15 protein-coding genes are annotated in these 17,464 nt (G+C 71.5%); 8 read left to right on the top strand and 7 right to left on the bottom strand.

Annotated features, from left to right (window positions below; genetic code table 11):
* From ACFSC0_RS15140 to ACFSC0_RS15120, 5 genes are all read right to left on the bottom strand, one after another.
* Positions 1-183 (bottom strand): hypothetical protein, encoded by a 183-nt coding sequence (locus ACFSC0_RS15140; protein ID WP_377280875.1) that lies wholly within the window; start codon positions 181-183, stop codon positions 1-3.
* A 126-nt stretch (positions 184-309) separates the two neighbouring features.
* Complete coding sequence (locus tag ACFSC0_RS15135; protein ID WP_377280874.1) at positions 310-1,482, bottom strand: calcium-binding protein; 1,173 nt, start codon at positions 1,480-1,482, stop codon at positions 310-312.
* A 108-nt stretch (positions 1,483-1,590) separates the two neighbouring features.
* A complete protein-coding gene (gene hrpB, locus ACFSC0_RS15130; protein WP_377280873.1) occupies positions 1,591-4,029 on the bottom strand; it encodes an ATP-dependent helicase HrpB in 2,439 nt (812 codons plus the stop codon).
* 31 nt (positions 4,030-4,060) lie between these two features.
* Entirely contained in the window at positions 4,061-5,536 is a 1,476-nt protein-coding gene (locus ACFSC0_RS15125) for an amino acid permease (RefSeq protein ID WP_377280872.1), read from the bottom strand.
* A 104-nt stretch (positions 5,537-5,640) separates the two neighbouring features.
* Positions 5,641-7,116 (bottom strand): alanine/glycine:cation symporter family protein, encoded by a 1,476-nt coding sequence (locus tag ACFSC0_RS15120; protein ID WP_377280871.1) that lies wholly within the window; start codon positions 7,114-7,116, stop codon positions 5,641-5,643.
* A 153-nt stretch (positions 7,117-7,269) separates the two neighbouring features.
* On the opposite strand from ACFSC0_RS15120, the gene ACFSC0_RS15115 reads away from it, so the two are divergent.
* From ACFSC0_RS15115 to ACFSC0_RS15085, 7 genes are all read left to right on the top strand, one after another.
* Positions 7,270-7,929, top strand: a complete 660-nt coding sequence (locus tag ACFSC0_RS15115; RefSeq protein ID WP_377280870.1) for an MBL fold metallo-hydrolase — start codon at positions 7,270-7,272, stop codon at positions 7,927-7,929.
* A 55-nt stretch (positions 7,930-7,984) separates the two neighbouring features.
* On the top strand, positions 7,985-8,728 hold the full coding sequence (locus tag ACFSC0_RS15110; protein ID WP_377280869.1) for a response regulator: 744 nt from the start codon (positions 7,985-7,987) through the stop codon (positions 8,726-8,728).
* A complete protein-coding gene (locus ACFSC0_RS15105) occupies positions 8,725-10,074 on the top strand; it encodes an ATP-binding protein (protein WP_377280868.1) in 1,350 nt (449 codons plus the stop codon). The genes ACFSC0_RS15110 and ACFSC0_RS15105 overlap by 4 nt, the downstream gene beginning before the upstream one ends.
* Positions 10,075-10,256: 182 nt before the next feature.
* Entirely contained in the window at positions 10,257-11,873 is a 1,617-nt protein-coding gene (locus tag ACFSC0_RS15100) for an efflux RND transporter periplasmic adaptor subunit (RefSeq protein ID WP_377280867.1), read from the top strand.
* A gap of 4 nt (positions 11,874-11,877) precedes the next feature.
* On the top strand, positions 11,878-12,564 hold the full coding sequence (locus ACFSC0_RS15095; protein WP_377280866.1) for an ABC transporter ATP-binding protein: 687 nt from the start codon (positions 11,878-11,880) through the stop codon (positions 12,562-12,564).
* Positions 12,561-13,811, top strand: a complete 1,251-nt coding sequence (locus tag ACFSC0_RS15090) for an ABC transporter permease (protein WP_377280865.1) — start codon at positions 12,561-12,563, stop codon at positions 13,809-13,811. Before ACFSC0_RS15095 ends, ACFSC0_RS15090 begins: the two co-directional genes overlap by 4 nt.
* A gap of 232 nt (positions 13,812-14,043) precedes the next feature.
* Complete coding sequence (locus ACFSC0_RS15085) at positions 14,044-14,265, top strand: con-10 family general stress protein (RefSeq protein ID WP_377280864.1); 222 nt, start codon at positions 14,044-14,046, stop codon at positions 14,263-14,265.
* On the opposite strand, the gene egtB is transcribed toward ACFSC0_RS15085, so the two are convergent.
* Positions 14,262-16,490, bottom strand: a complete 2,229-nt coding sequence (gene egtB, locus ACFSC0_RS15080) for an ergothioneine biosynthesis protein EgtB (RefSeq protein ID WP_377280863.1) — start codon at positions 16,488-16,490, stop codon at positions 14,262-14,264. The genes ACFSC0_RS15085 and egtB overlap by 4 nt on opposite strands.
* Positions 16,491-16,711: 221 nt before the next feature.
* On the opposite strand from egtB, the gene ACFSC0_RS15075 reads away from it, so the two are divergent.
* Positions 16,712-17,248, top strand: coding sequence for a sigma-70 family RNA polymerase sigma factor (locus tag ACFSC0_RS15075; RefSeq protein ID WP_377280862.1), 537 nt, complete (start codon positions 16,712-16,714; stop codon positions 17,246-17,248).
* Here the strand turns inward: ACFSC0_RS15075 and ACFSC0_RS15070 are convergent.
* Positions 17,235-17,426, bottom strand: a complete 192-nt coding sequence (locus ACFSC0_RS15070) for a NepR family anti-sigma factor (RefSeq protein ID WP_377280861.1) — start codon at positions 17,424-17,426, stop codon at positions 17,235-17,237. The genes ACFSC0_RS15075 and ACFSC0_RS15070 overlap by 14 nt on opposite strands.
* Positions 17,427-17,464 lie beyond the last annotated feature (38 nt).

Below are 17,464 nucleotides of genomic sequence, written 5' to 3'. Positions count from 1 at the left end.
TCAGCCGTCGGTCCCGGTGGTGCTGGACGAGTTGTCGTCCTCCTCGACGAGGAGCCGGCGTCGGGCTTCGCGCACGTGCGCCCGCACGCGGGCGATCTGCTGGGGAAGTTCCCGGCTGACACGCTCGGCGGCTTCCTCGAGGTCGTCCTCGAGCGAGTAGCGGGGTACGCGGTCTGAACTCATCGCCAGCCAAACCCCCGGCTCGGATGTCGGGTTCCTGACTCTTGTTCACGATTCTCGTGAAAAATCGAGGGGAACGCCTGTCGGACCGCGGCGGGAGGCGGCCAGCCCCCCGCCCGGCCCGCCCGCTCAGGGGACGAAGATCGAGGCGTCGACGTCGTCGGGATTGACCCCGACGAGGATCAGAACGCGGCCCGAACTGCTGGTGAACTGGGTTCCGTCCGCGTGCGCCGATTCCGTCCACGGCCCGGTTCCACCCAGCGAAATGCGGTCGCCCTCAGCGAAATCGAAATCGAGGATGCGGTCCGTGCTGTTGTTGCTGAAGCCGGCCAGGGAGAACAGGTCCGCCCCGTCGCCGCCCTCCAGGGTGTCGCTGCCCTGACCGCCCGTGAGGGTGTCGGCGCCGCTCCCGCCGACCATGCTGTCGTTGCCGTTGCCGCCGGCCAGGGAGTCGGCGCCGGATCCGCCGTCGACGCTGTCGTTGCCGTTCCCGCCGATCAGGGTGTCGAGCCCGGATTCGCCGCGGAGGCTGTCGTGGTCGTTGCCGCCGTCGAGCCGGTCGTCGCCGATCCCGCCCTCGGCGGTGTCGTTGCCGGCGCCGCCGAGGATGGTGTCGTCGCCCCAGCCGCCGATCAGCGAATCGTTGGCGACGTTGCCGTCGATGCTGTCGTTCCCGAGGCCGCCGTCGATGGTGTCGGCGCCGCCGGAGATGAAGATCAGCTCGGTGTTGCCGCCATTCAGCGTGTCGTCGCCGAGGCCGCCGCTGAGCGAATCGTCGCCCGTGCCGCCGTTCACCTGCTCGTTGCCCAGCCCGCCCAGCACCAGGTCGGCGCCGGAGCCGCCGTTCATCCGGTGGTCGCCGAGCACGCCCATGATGGTGTCGTCGCCGGCCTCGCCGTTGAGCAGGTCGGCGCCCAGGTCGCCAAGCAGCGAGTCGTTGCCGTCGGCGCCGTTGGCGGTGTCGTTGCCGGCCCCGCCGATGAGGGTGTCGTCCCCGCTCACGAAGACCAGGAACCCGCCGCCGTTCATGAGGTCGTCGCCGTCTCCGCCGAGGAGGATGTCGCCGCCGTCTTCCAGCAGCGGAATGCCGCCGCCGGTGAGCGTGTCGTTGCCGCCCGCGCCGTAGAGGAAGCCGAGTCCGATGAAGTCGGACAGGTTGTCGTCGCCGTCCGTGGGCGTCAGCTGCCCCTGGGCGGCCTGGGCGTAGACGAGCAGCGCCAGCATCTGCGCGGCTTCTTCGGTGTAGCCAAGCGCCGCCAGCAGGGCCAAGGCCTCGAGAACTGCAGGATTTTCAGTCGGCATCAGGATGTCCCCCGTCGTGTCGCCAAGCGGAGCTGTGGCGAGTCGAGCCGGAGAACCCCGTTCGTTTAAATAAGTTCGGGCCGGGCGCGAAAAAAGTTAACGCCCGCCTCAGGCGCGCGGCTTGGCCCGCGTCGTCGCCTCGGCCTGGGCAGGGTCCTCCGGCCAGACATGCCTGGGATAGCGGCCGCGCATCTCGGCCCGCACGTCACGCCAGGAGCCGCGCCAGAACCCTGGCAGGTCACGGGTCAGCTGAATGGGCCGGCGGGCGGGCGAGAGCAGCGCGAAGGTCAGCGGGACCCGCCCGCCGGCGATGGCCGGATGCTCGGCCAGGCCGAACACCTCCTGCACCCGCACCTCGACCATCGGCCCGCCCTCGGCCGCGTAGTCGATGGGAATCCGCGAGCCGGTCGGCGCCGTGAAGTGGGTCGGCGCGGCGGCGTCGATCCGCCGTTGGAGGTCCCACGGGATGAGGCTGCGCAGCGCCCCGTCCAGCGCGTCTGGCGGGACCGACTTCAGGCTGCGCTGGCCCGCCAGCAAGGGCGCCAGCCATTCGTCCAGCCGCTCGATCAGGGCGGCGTCCGAGAGGTCCGGCAGGTCCGCCTCCCCCGCCGCGCGCAGGAAGGCCACGCGGGCCCGCAGGGCCTCCACGCCCCGGCCGAGCGGCAGCGCGCCCAGGCCCTCGCGGCGCACCTGGTCCAGCAGGGCCGCGGTCAGCAGGGCCGGGTCTGGAGACGCCTCCAGCGCCTCGCGCACGACGATGCGGCCAAGGCGGGTCAGCCGTTTCACGCGCAGGCCGCCGGGGCCCTCCTCCAGCCGCGCCTCCTCGGCCAGCTGGTCCCGGAAGGCGGCGAGGATGTCGCCGGCCTCGGCCGCGGCGGCCAGCAGGATGCGGTCGCGCCGCTCGCCGCCGCCCAGTTCTCCGACCGCCAGCCACTCGGCGCGCGCCAGCGCCTCGGTCGGCTCCAGGAACGCGCCGCGGCCGCTGACCAGCTGGAACTCGCCCAGGGGCCCGCGGGCGCGGGCGATCCGCTCCGGATAGGCGTAGGCCAGCAGTATCCCGTCGGGCACGCGGTCGGCCCGCCCTGACGGACCGGCCAGCCGGGCCCATCGGTCGGCCAGGGCGCGCGCGTCGCGCCCCCGGGCCGAGCGGTCGCGCTCCAGCCCCTCGAGCCGATGGGTCAGGTCCGGGTCGCGCCCGCCGAGGCCGCGCTCGGTCAGCAGGGCGGCGATGCGCGCGGCGCGGTCGGCCTGTCCGCTGTCGGCGGCCTTGAGCAGCATGTGGCCGAGCCTCGGCGGCAGCGGCAGCTCGCCGAGCGCCTTGCCGTGGTCGGTCAGCACCCCCTCCCCGTTCAGCGCCTCCAGCCGCTTCAGCAGCGCGACCGCCTCGCCGTAGGCGGCGGCCGGCGGAGGATCGAGGAAGGCGAGCTCGGCGGGGTCGCGCGCGCCCCAGCGGGCCAGGTCCAGGGCCAGGCCCGAAAGATCGGCCGCCCGGATCTCCGGCTCGCCGTAGGCCGGCAGGGCGCGGGTCTCGGCCTCGTCCCAGAGCCGGTAGCAGACGCCGGGCTCGGTGCGCCCCGCCCGGCCTCGGCGCTGGTCGGCGGCGGCCCGGCTGACCCGGACGGTGGCCAGCCGGGTCAGGCCGCTCGCGGGGTCATAGCGCGGCACGCGCGCCAGGCCGCAGTCGATGACCACCCGCACGCCCTCGATGGTCAGGCTGGTCTCGGCGATGGAGGTGGCCAGCACCACCTTGCGCACCCCCGCCGGGGCCGGCGAGATGGCTGCGTCCTGCTCGCGTGGACCGAGGGCGCCGTAGAGCGGCGCGATGGCGAGGCCCGGCCGACGCACCCGCTCTTCCAGCAGCTCCGCTGTGCGGCGGATCTCCCCCTGCCCCGGCAGGAAGACCAGCAGGCTGCCGGTCTCGGCCGCCAGGGCGCGCTCGACGGCGCGGGCGAGCTGGTCCTCCAGGCGCAGGCGATCGTCCCGGCCGAGGTAGCGGGTCTCGACGGGGAAGGCCCGGCCCTGGCTCTCCACCACCGGCGCATCGCCCAGCAGGCCCGCCACCGCCGCCCCGTCGAGGGTCGCGGACATGACCAGCAGCTTCAGGTCCTCGCGCAGGACGCCTTGGGCGTCGCGGGCCAGGGCAAGGCCGAGGTCGGCGTCCAGGCTGCGCTCGTGGAACTCGTCGAAGACCACGCAGCCGACGCCGGGCAGCTCCGGGTCGGCCAGGATCATGCGGGTGAAGACGCCCTCGGTGACCACCTCGATGCGGGTGCGGGCCGAGACCTTGGACTGCATCCGCACCCGGTAACCGACGGTCTCGCCCACCGGCTCGCCGAGCGTGCGGGCCATCCGCTCGGCGGCGGCGCGGGCGGCCAGGCGCCGCGGCTCGAGGAGGATGATCTTCCCGCCGCCCAGCCACGGCTCCGCCAGCAGCTCCAGCGGCACGACGGTGGTCTTGCCGGCCCCGGGCGGCGCAACGAGAACGGCGCTGGCGTGGTCCGCCAGCGCCGCCTTCAGATCACCGATGACCTCGTGGATCGGCAGCATGGCGCCGATCTAGCGGGGCCCGGGCGCTCCGTCACTCCGCCGGCGCGGCCCGGGCCGCCTCGAAGCGGCGCGCGTGCCAGTACGCCCAGCCGAAGTAGACCGCCAGGCCGATGGCCATCCAGATGAACAGCCGCATCAGGGTCGGCCAGCCGAGGTTGGCGACCAGGTAGAGGCAGGCGGCGATGCCCAGGGGGGCGGTGAACCAGACGAACGGCGTGCGGAAGCTGCGCTTCATCTCCGGATGCCGCACGCGCAGCCAAAGGACGCCGCCGCAGATGACGGCGAAGGCCAGCAGCGTCCCGACCGAGACCAGCTCGCCCAGGATGCCGATCGGGAACAGGCCGCCCATCAGGCCGGCCGCCACGGCGGTGATCGCCGTCCCCACCGCCGGCGTACGGGTCTTCGGATTGATCCTGCCGAACGCCGCCGGCAGCAGCCCGTCGCGGGCCATGGCGTAGAAGATCCGCGACTGGCCGTAGAGCAGCGTCAGGATGGTCGAGCCCAGGCCGATCACCACGCCAGCGTTCACCACCTGCCGCAGCCAGTGCAGCGCCGGAACGTTCTGCAGGGCCACCGCCACGGGCGCCGGGCTGTTGAGGGTCGAGTAGTGGGCCAGCCCGGTGATCACTAGGGCCATCAGGATGTAGAGCACGGTGCAGATCGCCAGCGAGCCGAGGATGCCGATCGGCATGGTCTTCTGCGGATTGCGCGCCTCCTGCGCCGCGGTCGAGACCGCCTCGAAGCCGATGTAGGCGAAGAAGATGACCCCGGCCGCGGTCACTATGCCCTGGACCCCGTAGCGGCCCGGCTCGTCGCCGATCGGCGCCGTCCGCTCCGGAATGAACGGGGTCCAGTACTCCGGCGTCACATAGGCGAAGCCGAAGCCGATCACCGCCAGCACCACCAGCACCTTCAGCGCCACGATCAGGTTGTTGAACAGGGCGCTCTGGGTGATGCCGGAGATGAGGATCACGGCCGTCAGTCCGACGATGAACATGGCCGGCAGGTTGAGGATCGCGCCGGTGGCCACTAGCTCGTGGCCGGTGAAGGTGTAGGGGGCGGTCACCCACTCGGTGGGCAGAGAGTAGCCGAAGCCCTCGACGAAGTTCCTGAGGTAGCCGGACCATCCGGCGGCGACCGTGCCGGCTGCGAACAGGTATTCGACGATCAGGTCCCAGGCGATGATCCAGGCCACGAACTGGCCCATGGTCGCGTAGCTGTAGGTGTAGGCCGAGCCGGAGACCGGGATCATCGAGGCGAGTTCGGCGTAGCAGAGCGCCGCCGCCGCGCAGGTCAGGCCCGCCAGCACGAAGGACAGGACGATCGCCGGGCCGGCGTTCACCGCCGCCTGCTGGCCGGTCAGGACGAAGATCCCCGCACCGATCACCGCCCCCACGCCGAGCGCGACGACCGCTATGGGCCCCAGGCCGCGCTTCAGGGTGTGCTCGCCCTCCTCGCTGGCCTGGGCCAGCAGGACGTCGATGGGCTTCTTGGCGAATAGGTGCATCGGGTGGCCTTCCCCCTGGCGCCCGAGACTCAGGGCCCTACGGTGCAGAATAGGCACGCGAAATCAGCGCCTGCAATGGACGCCCGGCGAGCGGCGCCCGTCGGCTACTCGTGGTCCGGCCCGGCCTTCTTGTCGCCCCTCGCCAGGGCGAACACGACGCCCGACAGCGCCGCCAGCGCCACGAGGTTGGGCAGCGCCATGGCCGCGTTGAAGATGTCGCCCAGCCGCCAGACGAACTCGATCTCCTGGAACGAGCCGACGAAGATCATCACGACCCAGAGCAGGCGGAACGGGATCGCGAGCTTCTGGCCGAACAGGTAGGTCGTCGCCCGCTCGCCGTAGTAGCCCCACGTGATGAGGGTGGTGAAAACGAACAGCAGCAGGGCGACGGAGGCGATCAGCGCGCCGATGCTCACATCGCCCATCACCTGCATCGGGAAGGCCGCCGAATAGGCCGCCTGCGTCATGGCGAAGCCGCGCAGGTCGGAGGTCCAGACGTGTTCCTGCATCACCTGGACGCCGTCGGGGCCGGTGTGCGGGAAGGCGCCCTGCACGGTGAGCATCACAAGGCCCGTCGCGGTGCAGATCACCAGAGTGTCGATGAAGGTGCCCATCATCGCAAAGCGCCCCTGGCGGGCGGGATCGTCGGTGCGGGCCACGGCGTGGGCGATGGGCGTGGAGCCCTGGCCCGCCTCGTTGGAGAACAGGCCCCGGGCGACCCCGGCCCGGACGGCCATGATCATGCCGGCGCCCAGGAAACCGCCCGTCGCCGCCTGGCCGCTGAAGGCGCTCTCGAAGATCACGGCGAAGGCGCCCGGCACCTCGGAGAAGTTCAGCGCCAGCGCCAGGAGCGCCATCACCACATAGGCGATGGCCATGAACGGCACGATGGTCTCGGCCACCCGGCCGATCGACTTGATCCCGCCGATGATCACCGCGAACACGCCCACCGCCGCGATGAGGCCCGCCACCCACTCCGGCCAGCCGGTCAGTCCGTTCACCGAGTCGGCGAAGGAGTTGGCCTGGATCATGTTGCCGGTGGCGATCGAGGACAGCAGCGCCCCGATGCAGAACAGCACGCTCAGCCAGCGCCACTTCTTACCGAGGCCGTGGCGGATGTAGTACATCGGCCCGCCCTGGTAGCGGCCGTCCGGCCGCTGCTCCCGATAGCGGACCGCCAGCGCGCCCTCGGCGAAGGCCAGCGCCATGCCGAACAGGGCCGTGATCCACATCCAGAACAGCGCCCCGGGCCCGCCCAGGGTGATGGCCGTGGCGACGCCGGCCAGGTTGCCGGTGCCCACCTGGCCCGAGAGCGCCGTCGACAGCGCCGCGAAGGGAGAGATCTCGCCGCCCTGCGCCTCCTTGTCCTTCTGGAAGAGGCCGGCGAAGGCCGCGCCCAGCTTGCGCAGCGGGTAGAACCGCAGGCCGATCATCAGCCACAGGCCGACGCCCAGCAGGACCACGACCATCGGCGGCAGCGGCAGCACCGTCTGGCCCGCCCAGCTCCCGCCCCAGATGAAGTCGCTGACGTTGGCGACCCATTGGTAGAAGCCTTCGAGGCCGCTCGGTTGGTCAGGCATCGAATCCCCCACGCTTCAAGCTGAGCCTATCTGGACGACGCGAGGATTGACCAGCCCGGCGAAGACATGACTTTTCGTCACGGCGCCTTCAATCCATGTCTTTGGGCGCCGATCTACTGCCGAAGACCTGCAAAACGCTCCACGAGGAACCGCTTGTCGCTCCCCATCAAAGCCGCGATCGCGCCGGTGACTCCGCTGGCGCAGAACTGCACCATCGTCTGGTGCACGAAGACCAACCGGGCCGCGATCATCGACCCCGGCGGCGAGGTCCCGCGCCTGCTCGATGCGCTGACCCAGTACGGCCTGACCCTCGAGAAGATCTGGATCACCCACGGCCACATGGACCACGCCGGCGGCACGGCGGCACTGAAGGAGGCCACCGGCGCGCCGATCGAGGGCCCGCACCCGGACGACGCCTTCTGGATCGACCGGATGGAGGAGTCGGGCGCGCGCTGGGGCATGCCCGAGGCCCGCGGCTTCACCCCCGACCGCTGGCTGCAGGACGGCGACAAGGTCACCCTCGGCGAGACCGAGTGGGAGGTGTTCCACTGCCCCGGCCACACGCCCGGCCACGTCGTGTTCTTCAACCGCGAGGCCCGCTTCGCCCAGGTCGGCGACGTGCTGTTCCAGGGCTCCATCGGCCGCACCGACTTCCCGCGCGGCAACCACCAGGACCTGATCGATTCCATCACCCAGAAGCTCTGGCCGCTGGGCGACGACGTCGCCTTCGTGCCCGGCCACGGGCCGATGTCGACCTTCGGCCAGGAGCGGAAGACCAACCCCTTCGTCGCCGACGCCGTGCTGGCGCGGTAGGCGCGTTTCCAACCCTTACAGTTTTGTAATCCGCAGGTTACCCCGGGACTCGATCATGGCGCGCATGGACACCCGTAGTGAGCAGACCCAGGGCGGCGCGCGCATCCTGATGGTCGACGACGACCCCGGCATCTGCGACGTCGTTTCCGATTTCCTGGGCAAGCACGGCTATTCGGTCGACTGCGCCGCCGACGCGCGCGAGATGGAGCAGGCCCTGGAGAAGGGTCCGGTCGACCTGATCGTGCTGGACGTCATGCTGCCGGGCGAGGACGGACTGGCCATCTGCCGGCGCCTCGCCGTGGGCGACGGGCCGCCGATCATCATGCTCTCGGCCATGGGCGAGGACACCGACCGCATCGTCGGCCTGGAGCTGGGCGCCGACGACTACCTGGCCAAGCCGTGCAATCCGCGCGAACTGCTGGCCCGCGTCCGCGCCGTGCTGCGCCGGGCCGAGCAGCGCAACACCTCCGGCGAGCTGGGCGCCGGCTGCGAGTTCGCCGGCTGGCGGCTGGACCTGGTGCGCCGCGAGCTGCGCTCGCCGCAGGACGTCGTGGTCAACCTCTCGTCCGGCGAGTTCTCCCTGCTGCGCGCCTTCGTCGAGCGGCCGCAGCGGGTGCTGACCCGCGATCAGCTGCTGGACTTCGCCCGCGGGCCGGACTCCGACGCGTTCGACCGCGCTATCGACGTGCAGATCAGCCGCCTGCGGCGCAAGCTCGACGACGGCCAGGGCGGCCAGGACCTGATCCGCACGATCCGCAACGAAGGCTACATGTTCACCCCGAAGGTGAAGCGGACATGAAGCTGCCCGGGGCCGCGCGCCCCACGGCCACGCTGTTCGGACAGCTGCTGGCCCTGATCGCCCTCAGCCTGATCGCCGCCAACCTGATCAACGTCTGGCTGATCTTCAGCCTGCCGCCGCCGGTGCCCGACATCTACCGGGTCAGCGAGGTGGTGCGCACCTTCCAGGGCGCCGAGCTCGACTTCGGCGAGCGCCGGCCGCTGGAGGTCACCGTCGAGCACAAGCGGCCCGGTCCGCGGATGATGGGCCGCAACGTGCCGATCATCCGCCGCGAGCTCGCCCAGACCTTCGGCATCGAGGAGAGCCGGATCGCCATCTCCTCCAGCTCGCGCACGCCCTTCCAGGACCGCCGCGTGCTGCGCATCGTCCGCGACCGCATCGAGCGGCAGGGCGTCTGGCGCGCGGAGCACTTCCTGATCGCCCCGTTCGAGGTCGCCGTGCAGCGGCCGGACGGCCTGTGGGAGGTCGCACGGCCGCGCAAGGGCCTGGGCCTGACGCCGTGGCAGCAGCGGGTCGTGCTGTGGTTCGTGCTGAGCGCCCTGGTGATGGTGCCCATCGCCTATCTGTTCGCCCGTCGCCTGTCGGCGCCGATCCGGCTGTTCGCCGACGCCGCCGAGCGGCTCGGCCGCGACCCGCGGGCCCCGCCCCTGTCTCTGAAGGGCTCGGCCGAGATCGCCGTCGCCGTGCGGGCCTTCAACGAGATGCAGGAGCGGCTGCGCCGCTACGTCGAGGACCGCACCGCCATGGTCGGGGCCATCGCCCACGACCTGCGCACTCCCCTCACCCGGCTGCGTTTCCGCATCGAGAGCGCGCCCGACGACGTCCGCGCCAAGATGGCCGCCGACATTGACCAGATGGAGGAGATGATCTCGGCCGCCCTGACCTTCGTGCGCGACGCCTCCAGTCACGGCGAGCGGACGGCGCTGGAGCTCTCGTCGCTGGTCGAAAGCGTCGCCGACGAGATGGCCGAGACGGGCGCCAAGACCGAGGTCGAGCAGGCCGAGAAGGTGGTGCTGGACGGCGACCCGATCGCCCTGCGCCGGCTGGTCACCAACCTGTTCGAGAACGCCGTGAAGTTCGGCGGCCGGGCCCGCGCCCGGGTGTTCAAGACCGACACCGCGGCCATCGTCGAGATCGACGACGACGGGCCAGGCATCCCGGCCTCCGAGACGGAGCGGGTGTTCGAGCCCTTCTACCGGCGCGAGCCCTCGCGCAGCCGCAAGACCGGCGGCGCGGGGCTGGGCCTGGCCGTGGTCCGCTCGGTGGCGCGCGGGCACGGCGGCGATGTGTCGCTGATCAACCGGCCGGGCGGCGGGCTCACGGCGCGAGTGGAGCTGCCGCTCTAAACCCTTTGTTGCCGTGCGGTAAGAGAGCGGCGCGGCCATGAAACGCCCACGCAACCTCGGCATGGTCTCTCGCTGCCTGAACGGGGCGGGAGAATCGGCGGTCATGCCGGGTTCAGCGAGCCTCCCCTAAGGCCAAGAGAGACATGCACGGCCGTACCCTCCCCCAAGACACGCCTCCCGGAATGAAACCCACCGGCGCCCGCGCCCTCCGCCGGCCGAAGCTGCCGCGGCCGGCGCTGATCGGCGTCGCCGTGGTCGTGCTGGCGCTGCTCGCCGTCGTGGGCTGGCAGTTCCGGCCGAAGGGGGACGAGACCCCGTATCGCACCGCCGCGGTGGAACACGGCGCGATCACCCGCACGGTCTCGGCGTCGGGCGTGCTGGAGCCGCTGGTCACCGTCGACGTCGGTTCGCAGATCTCCGGCCTGATCCGCGAGGTGCATGTGGATTTCAACGATCAGGTCCGGCGCGGCCAGGTGCTGGCCGAGATCGATCCGCAGACCTACGAGTCCCGCGTCGCCCAGGGCCAGGCCGAGATCGCCGCCGGGACCGCGGCGCTGGCCACCACTCAGGCCGCGGTGCGTGAAGCCCAGGCCCGCCTGGAGGTCGCGCGCGCCGACTACGACCGCAAGCGCACTCTGGTCGAACAGAACATCTACGCCCCCTCGGTGCTCGAGCAGGCCGAAGCGGCCTACAAGCAGGCCCAGGCCGGGGTCGCCTCGGCCCAGGCCCAGGTGGCCCAGCAGCGCGCCCGCATCGGCCAGTCGCAGGCGGCCCTGCGCGCCCAGCAGGTCGACCTCGGCCGCACCACCATCACCTCGCCGATCGACGGCGTCGTGGTCGACCGCCAGGTGGAGCCGGGCCAGACAGTGGCCGCCAGCCTGCAGGCCCCGATCCTGTTCAAGATCGCCCAGGACCTGTCGAAGGTGGAGGTGAAGATCAGCGTCGACGAGGCCGACATCGGCCAGGTGCGCGAGGGCCAGCAGGTCCGCTTCACCGTCGACGCCTTCCCGGACGACAACTTCACCGGCGTGGTCACCCAGGTGCGCAAGCAGCCGGTCACCGAGAGCAACGTCACCGCCTACGTCGTCATGGCCGTGGCCGAGAATCCGCAAGGCCGGCTGCTGCCCGGCATGACCGCCAACGCCGACATCATCCTCGAGGAGCGCCGCGGGGTCATGAAGGTGCCCGCCGCGGCCCTGCGCTGGACGCCGGACGGCGCGCAGCAGCAGCAGCAGGTGCGCATCGGCCCGCCCGGCATGGGCGGCGGCTTCGGCGGCCCGCCCGGCGGGATGCGCCAGGGCGGCGGCGGCCAGGGCCAGCGCGCCGGCCTGATGGGCGGTCAGGCGATGGCCCAGCAGCTGGGTCTCGACGCCGGCCAGCAGAAGAAGGCCGAGCCGATCTTCGCCGAGATGCGCGAGAAGACCCGCGCCGCGATGGGGTCCGGAGACCGGGAAGCCGCCCGTAAGGCGCGCGAGGAGGCCTTCACCAAGCTGGAGGCCATCCTGAAGCCCGAGCAGAAGACCAAGCTCGCCGAGCTGCGCGCCCGGATGGCGTCCTTCGGCGGCCGCCGCGGCGGGGCCGGCGGCTTCACCTCGGGCGTCGTCTACGTGCTGCGCGACGGCAAGCCGACCGCCGTGCCGGTGCAGATCGGCGCGACCGACGGCGCCTTCACCGAGGTCCGCGGCCCGCTGAAGGCCGGCGACCAGGTGATCACCGGCGGCGGGCCCAAGCCCAAGGTGCAGGCCCGCTCGCCGCTCGGCGGCGGCGGTCAGGGTGGCGCGACCCGCGTGAGGCTCTGAGCGGATGATCGAAGTCCGCAACCTCACCAAGGTCTACCAGATGGGCGACGAGCGGGTGGCCGCGCTGGACGGCGTCTCGCTGAGCATCGCCCGCGGCGAGCACATCGCGGTGATCGGCCCCTCGGGCTCGGGCAAGTCGACGCTGATGAACATCCTGGGCGGCCTCGACCGTCCGGACGGCGGCGCCTACCTGTTCGACGGCGAGGACGTCAGCGGCTTCGACGACGACGAGCTGGCCCACTTCCGCAACCAGCGCATCGGCTTCTGCTTCCAGTCCTTCCAGCTGCTGCCGCGCCTGACGGCCCTGCAGAACGTCGAGCTGCCGATGATCTACGGCGGCTGGCCCCCGGCCCAGCGGCGCGCCCGCGCCGCCGAGATGCTGGAGCGGGTGGGCCTTGCCTCGCGCATGGGCCACCGGCCGACCCAGATGTCCGGCGGCCAGCAGCAGCGCGTGGCCATCGCCCGGGCGCTGGCCAACAGCCCCGACCTGCTGCTCGCCGACGAGCCCACCGGCGCGCTCGACACCCACACCACCCAGGAGGTGCTGGCGCTGTTCGAGGAGCTGAACCGCGACGGGCTGACCCTGGTGATCGTCACCCACGAGAGCGAGGTGGCCGACCACGCCAAGCGCCGCATCGCCTTCCGCGACGGCCAGGTGGTGGCCGACGACCGGTCCCTGGCGCCCGCATGAAGTTCATCGAGCTCCTCCGCTTCGCCACCGGCGCCATCATCGCCCACCCGCTGCGCAGCGGCCTGACCTCGCTCGGCGTGGTCATCGGCGTCGCCGCCGTGGTGATGATGACGTCCATCGGTCTGGGCGCGCAGCAGCGGGTCACCTCGACCATCGCCAGCCTCGGCTCCAACCTGATCATCGTCTCGCCGGGCGCGGCCCGGGGCGGCGGCGGGGGCGGCGGCGGCGGCTTCGTGATGGGCGGCGCCGGCACCGGCCTGTCGCTCACCGAGGACGACGCCGAGGTGATCGCCCGCGACGTCGAGGGCGCCATCGCAGTCGCGCCGGTGGTCCGCGGCCAGGCCCAGCTCGCCGCCGACGGCGCCAACTGGAACACCCGCATCGAGGGCGTCACGCCCGACTACCTGATCGCCCGCGACCTGACCCTGGCCTCCGGCCGCATGTTCGACGACCGCGAGGCCCGCCAGGGCAAGAAGGTGCTGGTCATCGGCCAGACCGTCGCCCGCGAGCTGTGGGGCGAGCAGGACCCCATCGGCCGGCGGGTGCGGGTCCGGTCGGTGCCGTTCGAAGTCGTCGGCGTGCTGGAGTCCAAGGGCCAGTCCAGCTTCGGCCAGGACCAGGACGACGTCGTGCTGGGGCCGCTTCAGGCGGTCCGCTCCCGCGTGGTCGGCCGGCGGCTGCGCGGCGAGGTCGTCCAGACCATCTATGTGAAGGCGGAGAGCGAGGACGAGCTCACCCGCGTGCAGGAGGACGTCACCAACGTCCTGCGCCAGCAGCACCGGATCCGGCCCGGCGAAGACGACGACTTCTCGACCCAGAACATGGCCTCGATCCTCCAGGCCAGCCAGGCGGCGGTGGCGACCTTCACCATCCTGCTGGCGGCGGTGGCGGCGGTCTCGCTGGTGGTCGGCGGGGTCGGCATCATGAACATCATGCTGGTGGCGGTGACCGAGCGGACGCGGGAGATCGGCCTGCGCATGGCGGTGGGCGCCCGGCGCTCGGACGTGCTGATCCAGTTCGCCCTGGAATCGGTCGCCCTGTCGCTCGCCGGCGGGATCATCGGCCTGACGATCGGGGTGCTCGGCGCCCTGGCGATGGCGCGGGTCGGCGACTGGCCGGCGGCGGTTCCGACATGGGCCGGACCGCTGGCGCTGGGCTTCTCCATGCTGGTCGGCCTGGCTTTCGGCGCCTACCCGTCCTGGCGCGCGGCGAGGCTGGATCCAATCGAGGCGCTGCGTCGGGAATAACCCGGGGAAGTTCACGGGTTTTTTCTCGCAACCTCATCGCGCTTTCGTTGGTTTGCTTGAGCGCAACCATACGCGAGACGCCATGTCCCTCCTCGGCCCCGTCCATCACCCCCCGGCCGTCGGCGCGCGCCCCACCCCCCGCGACGCGCGTGCGGCCGGACGGAGCCCCGGAGAGGCGCCGAAATGGCGCTCGCGGCCCCTCCCCCACCCGTCGCCAAATCAGGAGTAGCTCATGGCCAACCTGGATCAGAACAAGCCGCGCGCCCGCCGGGGTTTCGCCGCGATGAACCCCGAACGCCGCCGCGAGATCGCCCGCAAGGGCGGCGCCAGCGTGCCCGGCGAAAAGCGCAGCTTCGCCAAGGACCGCGACCTCGCCGCCTCGGCCGGCCGCAAGGGCGGCGAAGCCTCGCGCGGCGGCGGCCGCGGCGGCCGCGGCGCCGAAGCCGAGCGCTAGGCTTGCAGCAATACGGCCGCAAACGCGGGGGCGGGGTTCGCAAAGCTCCGCCCCACGCGCCATCCCGCCTCGGCCGCCAGTCTTGAGAAGCCCTCGACCGTGAACTTGTAGGAGTTCTCGGTGTGCAGGCTCTCCCCCTCCCGGAATTCGAACCTTCGCCCGAGCACGCGGACCTGCTGGTCCGCGCGGGAGACCAGGTGCATCTCGATCCGGCTCTCCTCGGCGTTCCACACCGCCCGGTGATCGAAGGCCTCGAGGTCGAAGTCCCCGCCCAGCTCGCGGTTGATGCGCGCCAGCAGGTTCTTGTTGAACGCCGCGGTCACCCCCTGCGGATCGTCGTAGGCGGCGACCAGCGTCGCCTCGTCCTTGACCAGGTCGATCCCCACCAGCAGCCGCGCGCCCTCGCCCAGCAGCCGCCGGGCGTTGGCCAGGAAGGCGCCCGCCTCGCCCGGCGTGAAGTTGCCGATGGTCGAGCCCGGGAAGAAGCCGAAGTGGGGCATGCCCTGCACCGCCGCCGGCAGCTCCAGCGCCGCCGTGAAATCGTCGACCAGCGGCTCGACCCGGAGCGCCGGGTAGTCCCGCCGGATCGCCGCCGCCGCGGCCTCCAGCGCCTCGCGGCTGATGTCGATCGGGGCGTACGCGGCCAACCGCGGCGCGGCGTCCAGCAGGATGCGGGTCTTCACGCTGGCCCCGCTGCCGAACTCGACCAGCACCGCCCCATCCGGCGCCTCGGCGGCGATCTCCGCGGCGTGCCGCGTCAACAGGGCGATCTCGGTCCGGGTCGGGTAGTATTCCGCCAGCTCGCAGATCGCCTCGAACAGTCGCGAGCCCTCGGCGTCGTAGAAGTGCTTCGGCGGAATGCTCTTGTCGGACTTGGACAGGCCCTGCAGGACGTCCGAGGCGAAGCTCGAGCGCCGCGGCCGGACGCTGACGGCCTTGGATGCGCCGTCGTCGGCCAGTCGCAGTCCGGAGAACATCCAGCGCTGGTGGGGGTAGAAGAAGTTGCGGTAGCTGGCCCGCAGGTGGCCGGGCGGCGTCACGCACGCTCCGCCCCGCAGGACCATCTGGCCGACCATGAACTTGCCGTTGTACTCGCCGACCGCGCCGGCCGCGGGCCGGAAGCCCGGATACGGCGAATAGGCGCTGCGGGTCCACTGCCAGAGCTCGCCGTACATCTGCCGCAGCCCCGCCCCCCGGCCGCTCACCGGCGCCGGGGTCAGCCGGCCGGCCGGCGAGGCGTCCAGGAACCGGCCCTGAACCGGTCCTTGCGCCGCATGCTCCCACTCCGCCTCGGTCGGCAGACGTCGCCCCGCCCAGGCGGCGAACGCCTCGGCCTCGAAGTAGCTGACGTGAGCGACCGGCGCCGCCGGGTCGACCGGCCGCAACCCGTGCAGCGTCATCTCGCGCCAGCCGCCTTCGGTCTCGCGCCAGTAAAGCGGCGCGCCCCAGCCCTCCGCCTGGACCTGGGCCCAGCCCTCGGACAGCCAGAACTCGGGGCGCCGGTAGCCGCCGTCTTCGATGAAGGCCAGCCAGTCGCCGTTGGTGACCAGCCGGTCCGCGAGCCTGTAGGGCTCCAGCCAGACCTTGTGCCGCGGCCCTTCGTTGTCGAAGCAGAAGCCTGAGCCGGCATGGCCGATCTCCACCAGCCCGCCTGCGAACTCGACCCAGCCGGCCTCGCCCGGCGGCGCGCCGACCGCCGCGGCCGGCGCGGGCCGGTAGGCGGGGCTCAGCGCCGACTGGGCGAACAGGTGCAGGATGTCCATCAGGATGAGCTCCTGATGCTGCTCCTCGTGGGCCAGGCCCAGCTCGAGCAGCTCCGGCGTCTCGCCGCTCTCCAGCAGCAGCTCCATGTGCTGGTCGATGCGGGCCCGGTAGGCCAGCACCTCGTCAAGGCCAGGCCGCGTGATGAGCCCGCGCAACGGCCTCGGCTGCCGCGCGCCGACGGCCTCATAGTAGGAGTTGAACAGGTATCCGTAGCGCTCGTCGAACACCCGATAGCCGGGGGCAAGCGGCCTAAGGATGAAGGTCTCGAAGAACCAGGTGGTGTGCGCCAGGTGCCATTTGGTGGGGCTGGCGTCCGGCATCGACTGGACGGCCTGGTCCTCGGCGCTGAGCGGCCGCGCCAGATCGAGGGTCCGCGCCCGTACCTGGCGGAAGCGGTCCAGGGCCTGGTTTCCGGCCTGCCCCTCCGGGCGAGTCAGGCCGGCGTCGTCGGATGGGGGCATGCCGTCTCCTCGCCGCAGAGGCCCTTACTTGGGGAACGCCGGTCGCCGATCCAAGGAGAAGCTTAACGCCGGTCGGCGCCCAACGCCCACGGTTTCCGGGAAGTTCCCGAAATAGGTGGGTTTTCCACCGCGAAACGGCCGGAACGTAAGGAAGGGCGGCACGTTCAACGACCGCCGGAGCGGGCCGCTTTGGAGCGGGGCGAAGTAATCGGAGGGCCGCCATGACCTCGCCAACCAACTGGCGCGACGAGGTGGTTTCGCTGATCCCGGCCCTGCGCGCGTTCGCCTGGTCGCTCAGCCACAACGGATCCGACGCCGACGACCTGGTGCAGGACACCCTGATCAAGGCCTGGACCAACCGCGACAAGTTCGAGCCCGGCACCAACCTGCGGGCCTGGCTCTTCACGATCCTGCGGAACACCTACTACACCAACGTGATCCGACGCCGGCGCGAGGTTCGGGACGAGACCGGGGAATACGCCAGCGGCCTGAAGGCCCCGGCCACCCAGGACTGGAGCGTGGCCATGCGCACCCTCCAGACGGCTCTCGCCCAGTTGCCGGACGAGCATCGCGAGGCGCTGATCCTGGTGGGCGCGGCAGGCTTGTCCTACGAGGAAGCCGCGGAGATCTGCGGCTGCGCGCTGGGCACCATCAAGAGCCGGGTGAACCGGGCCCGGGCGCGTCTTCTGAAGATCATGGACGCCGAGGACGCCACCGACGTGATGGCGACCGATTTCGCCGTCGCTAACCGGATGTAGCTCGGCGATTCGCCATCCGCAGGGGGGCGGGAGCCGCCTCGTCATCGCCGTCGTCCAGCTGGTCGATCACCGACATCAGACGGTCAGGGATCGGCATGGATTCAACGGCTTGGAACATCTCGCGCAGGTGTTGCGACACCGCGTCGAGCTTGGCCTGATCGATCTTATTACGCGTCATGGCGGATCCTACAGCCTACGCGAGAATTGTACGCGATC

Source organism: Phenylobacterium terrae, assembly GCF_042681205.1.
GTDB classification, from domain to species: Bacteria; Pseudomonadota; Alphaproteobacteria; order Caulobacterales; family Caulobacteraceae; genus Phenylobacterium; species Phenylobacterium terrae.
This window is presented reverse-complemented; position numbering and strand designations above follow the sequence as displayed.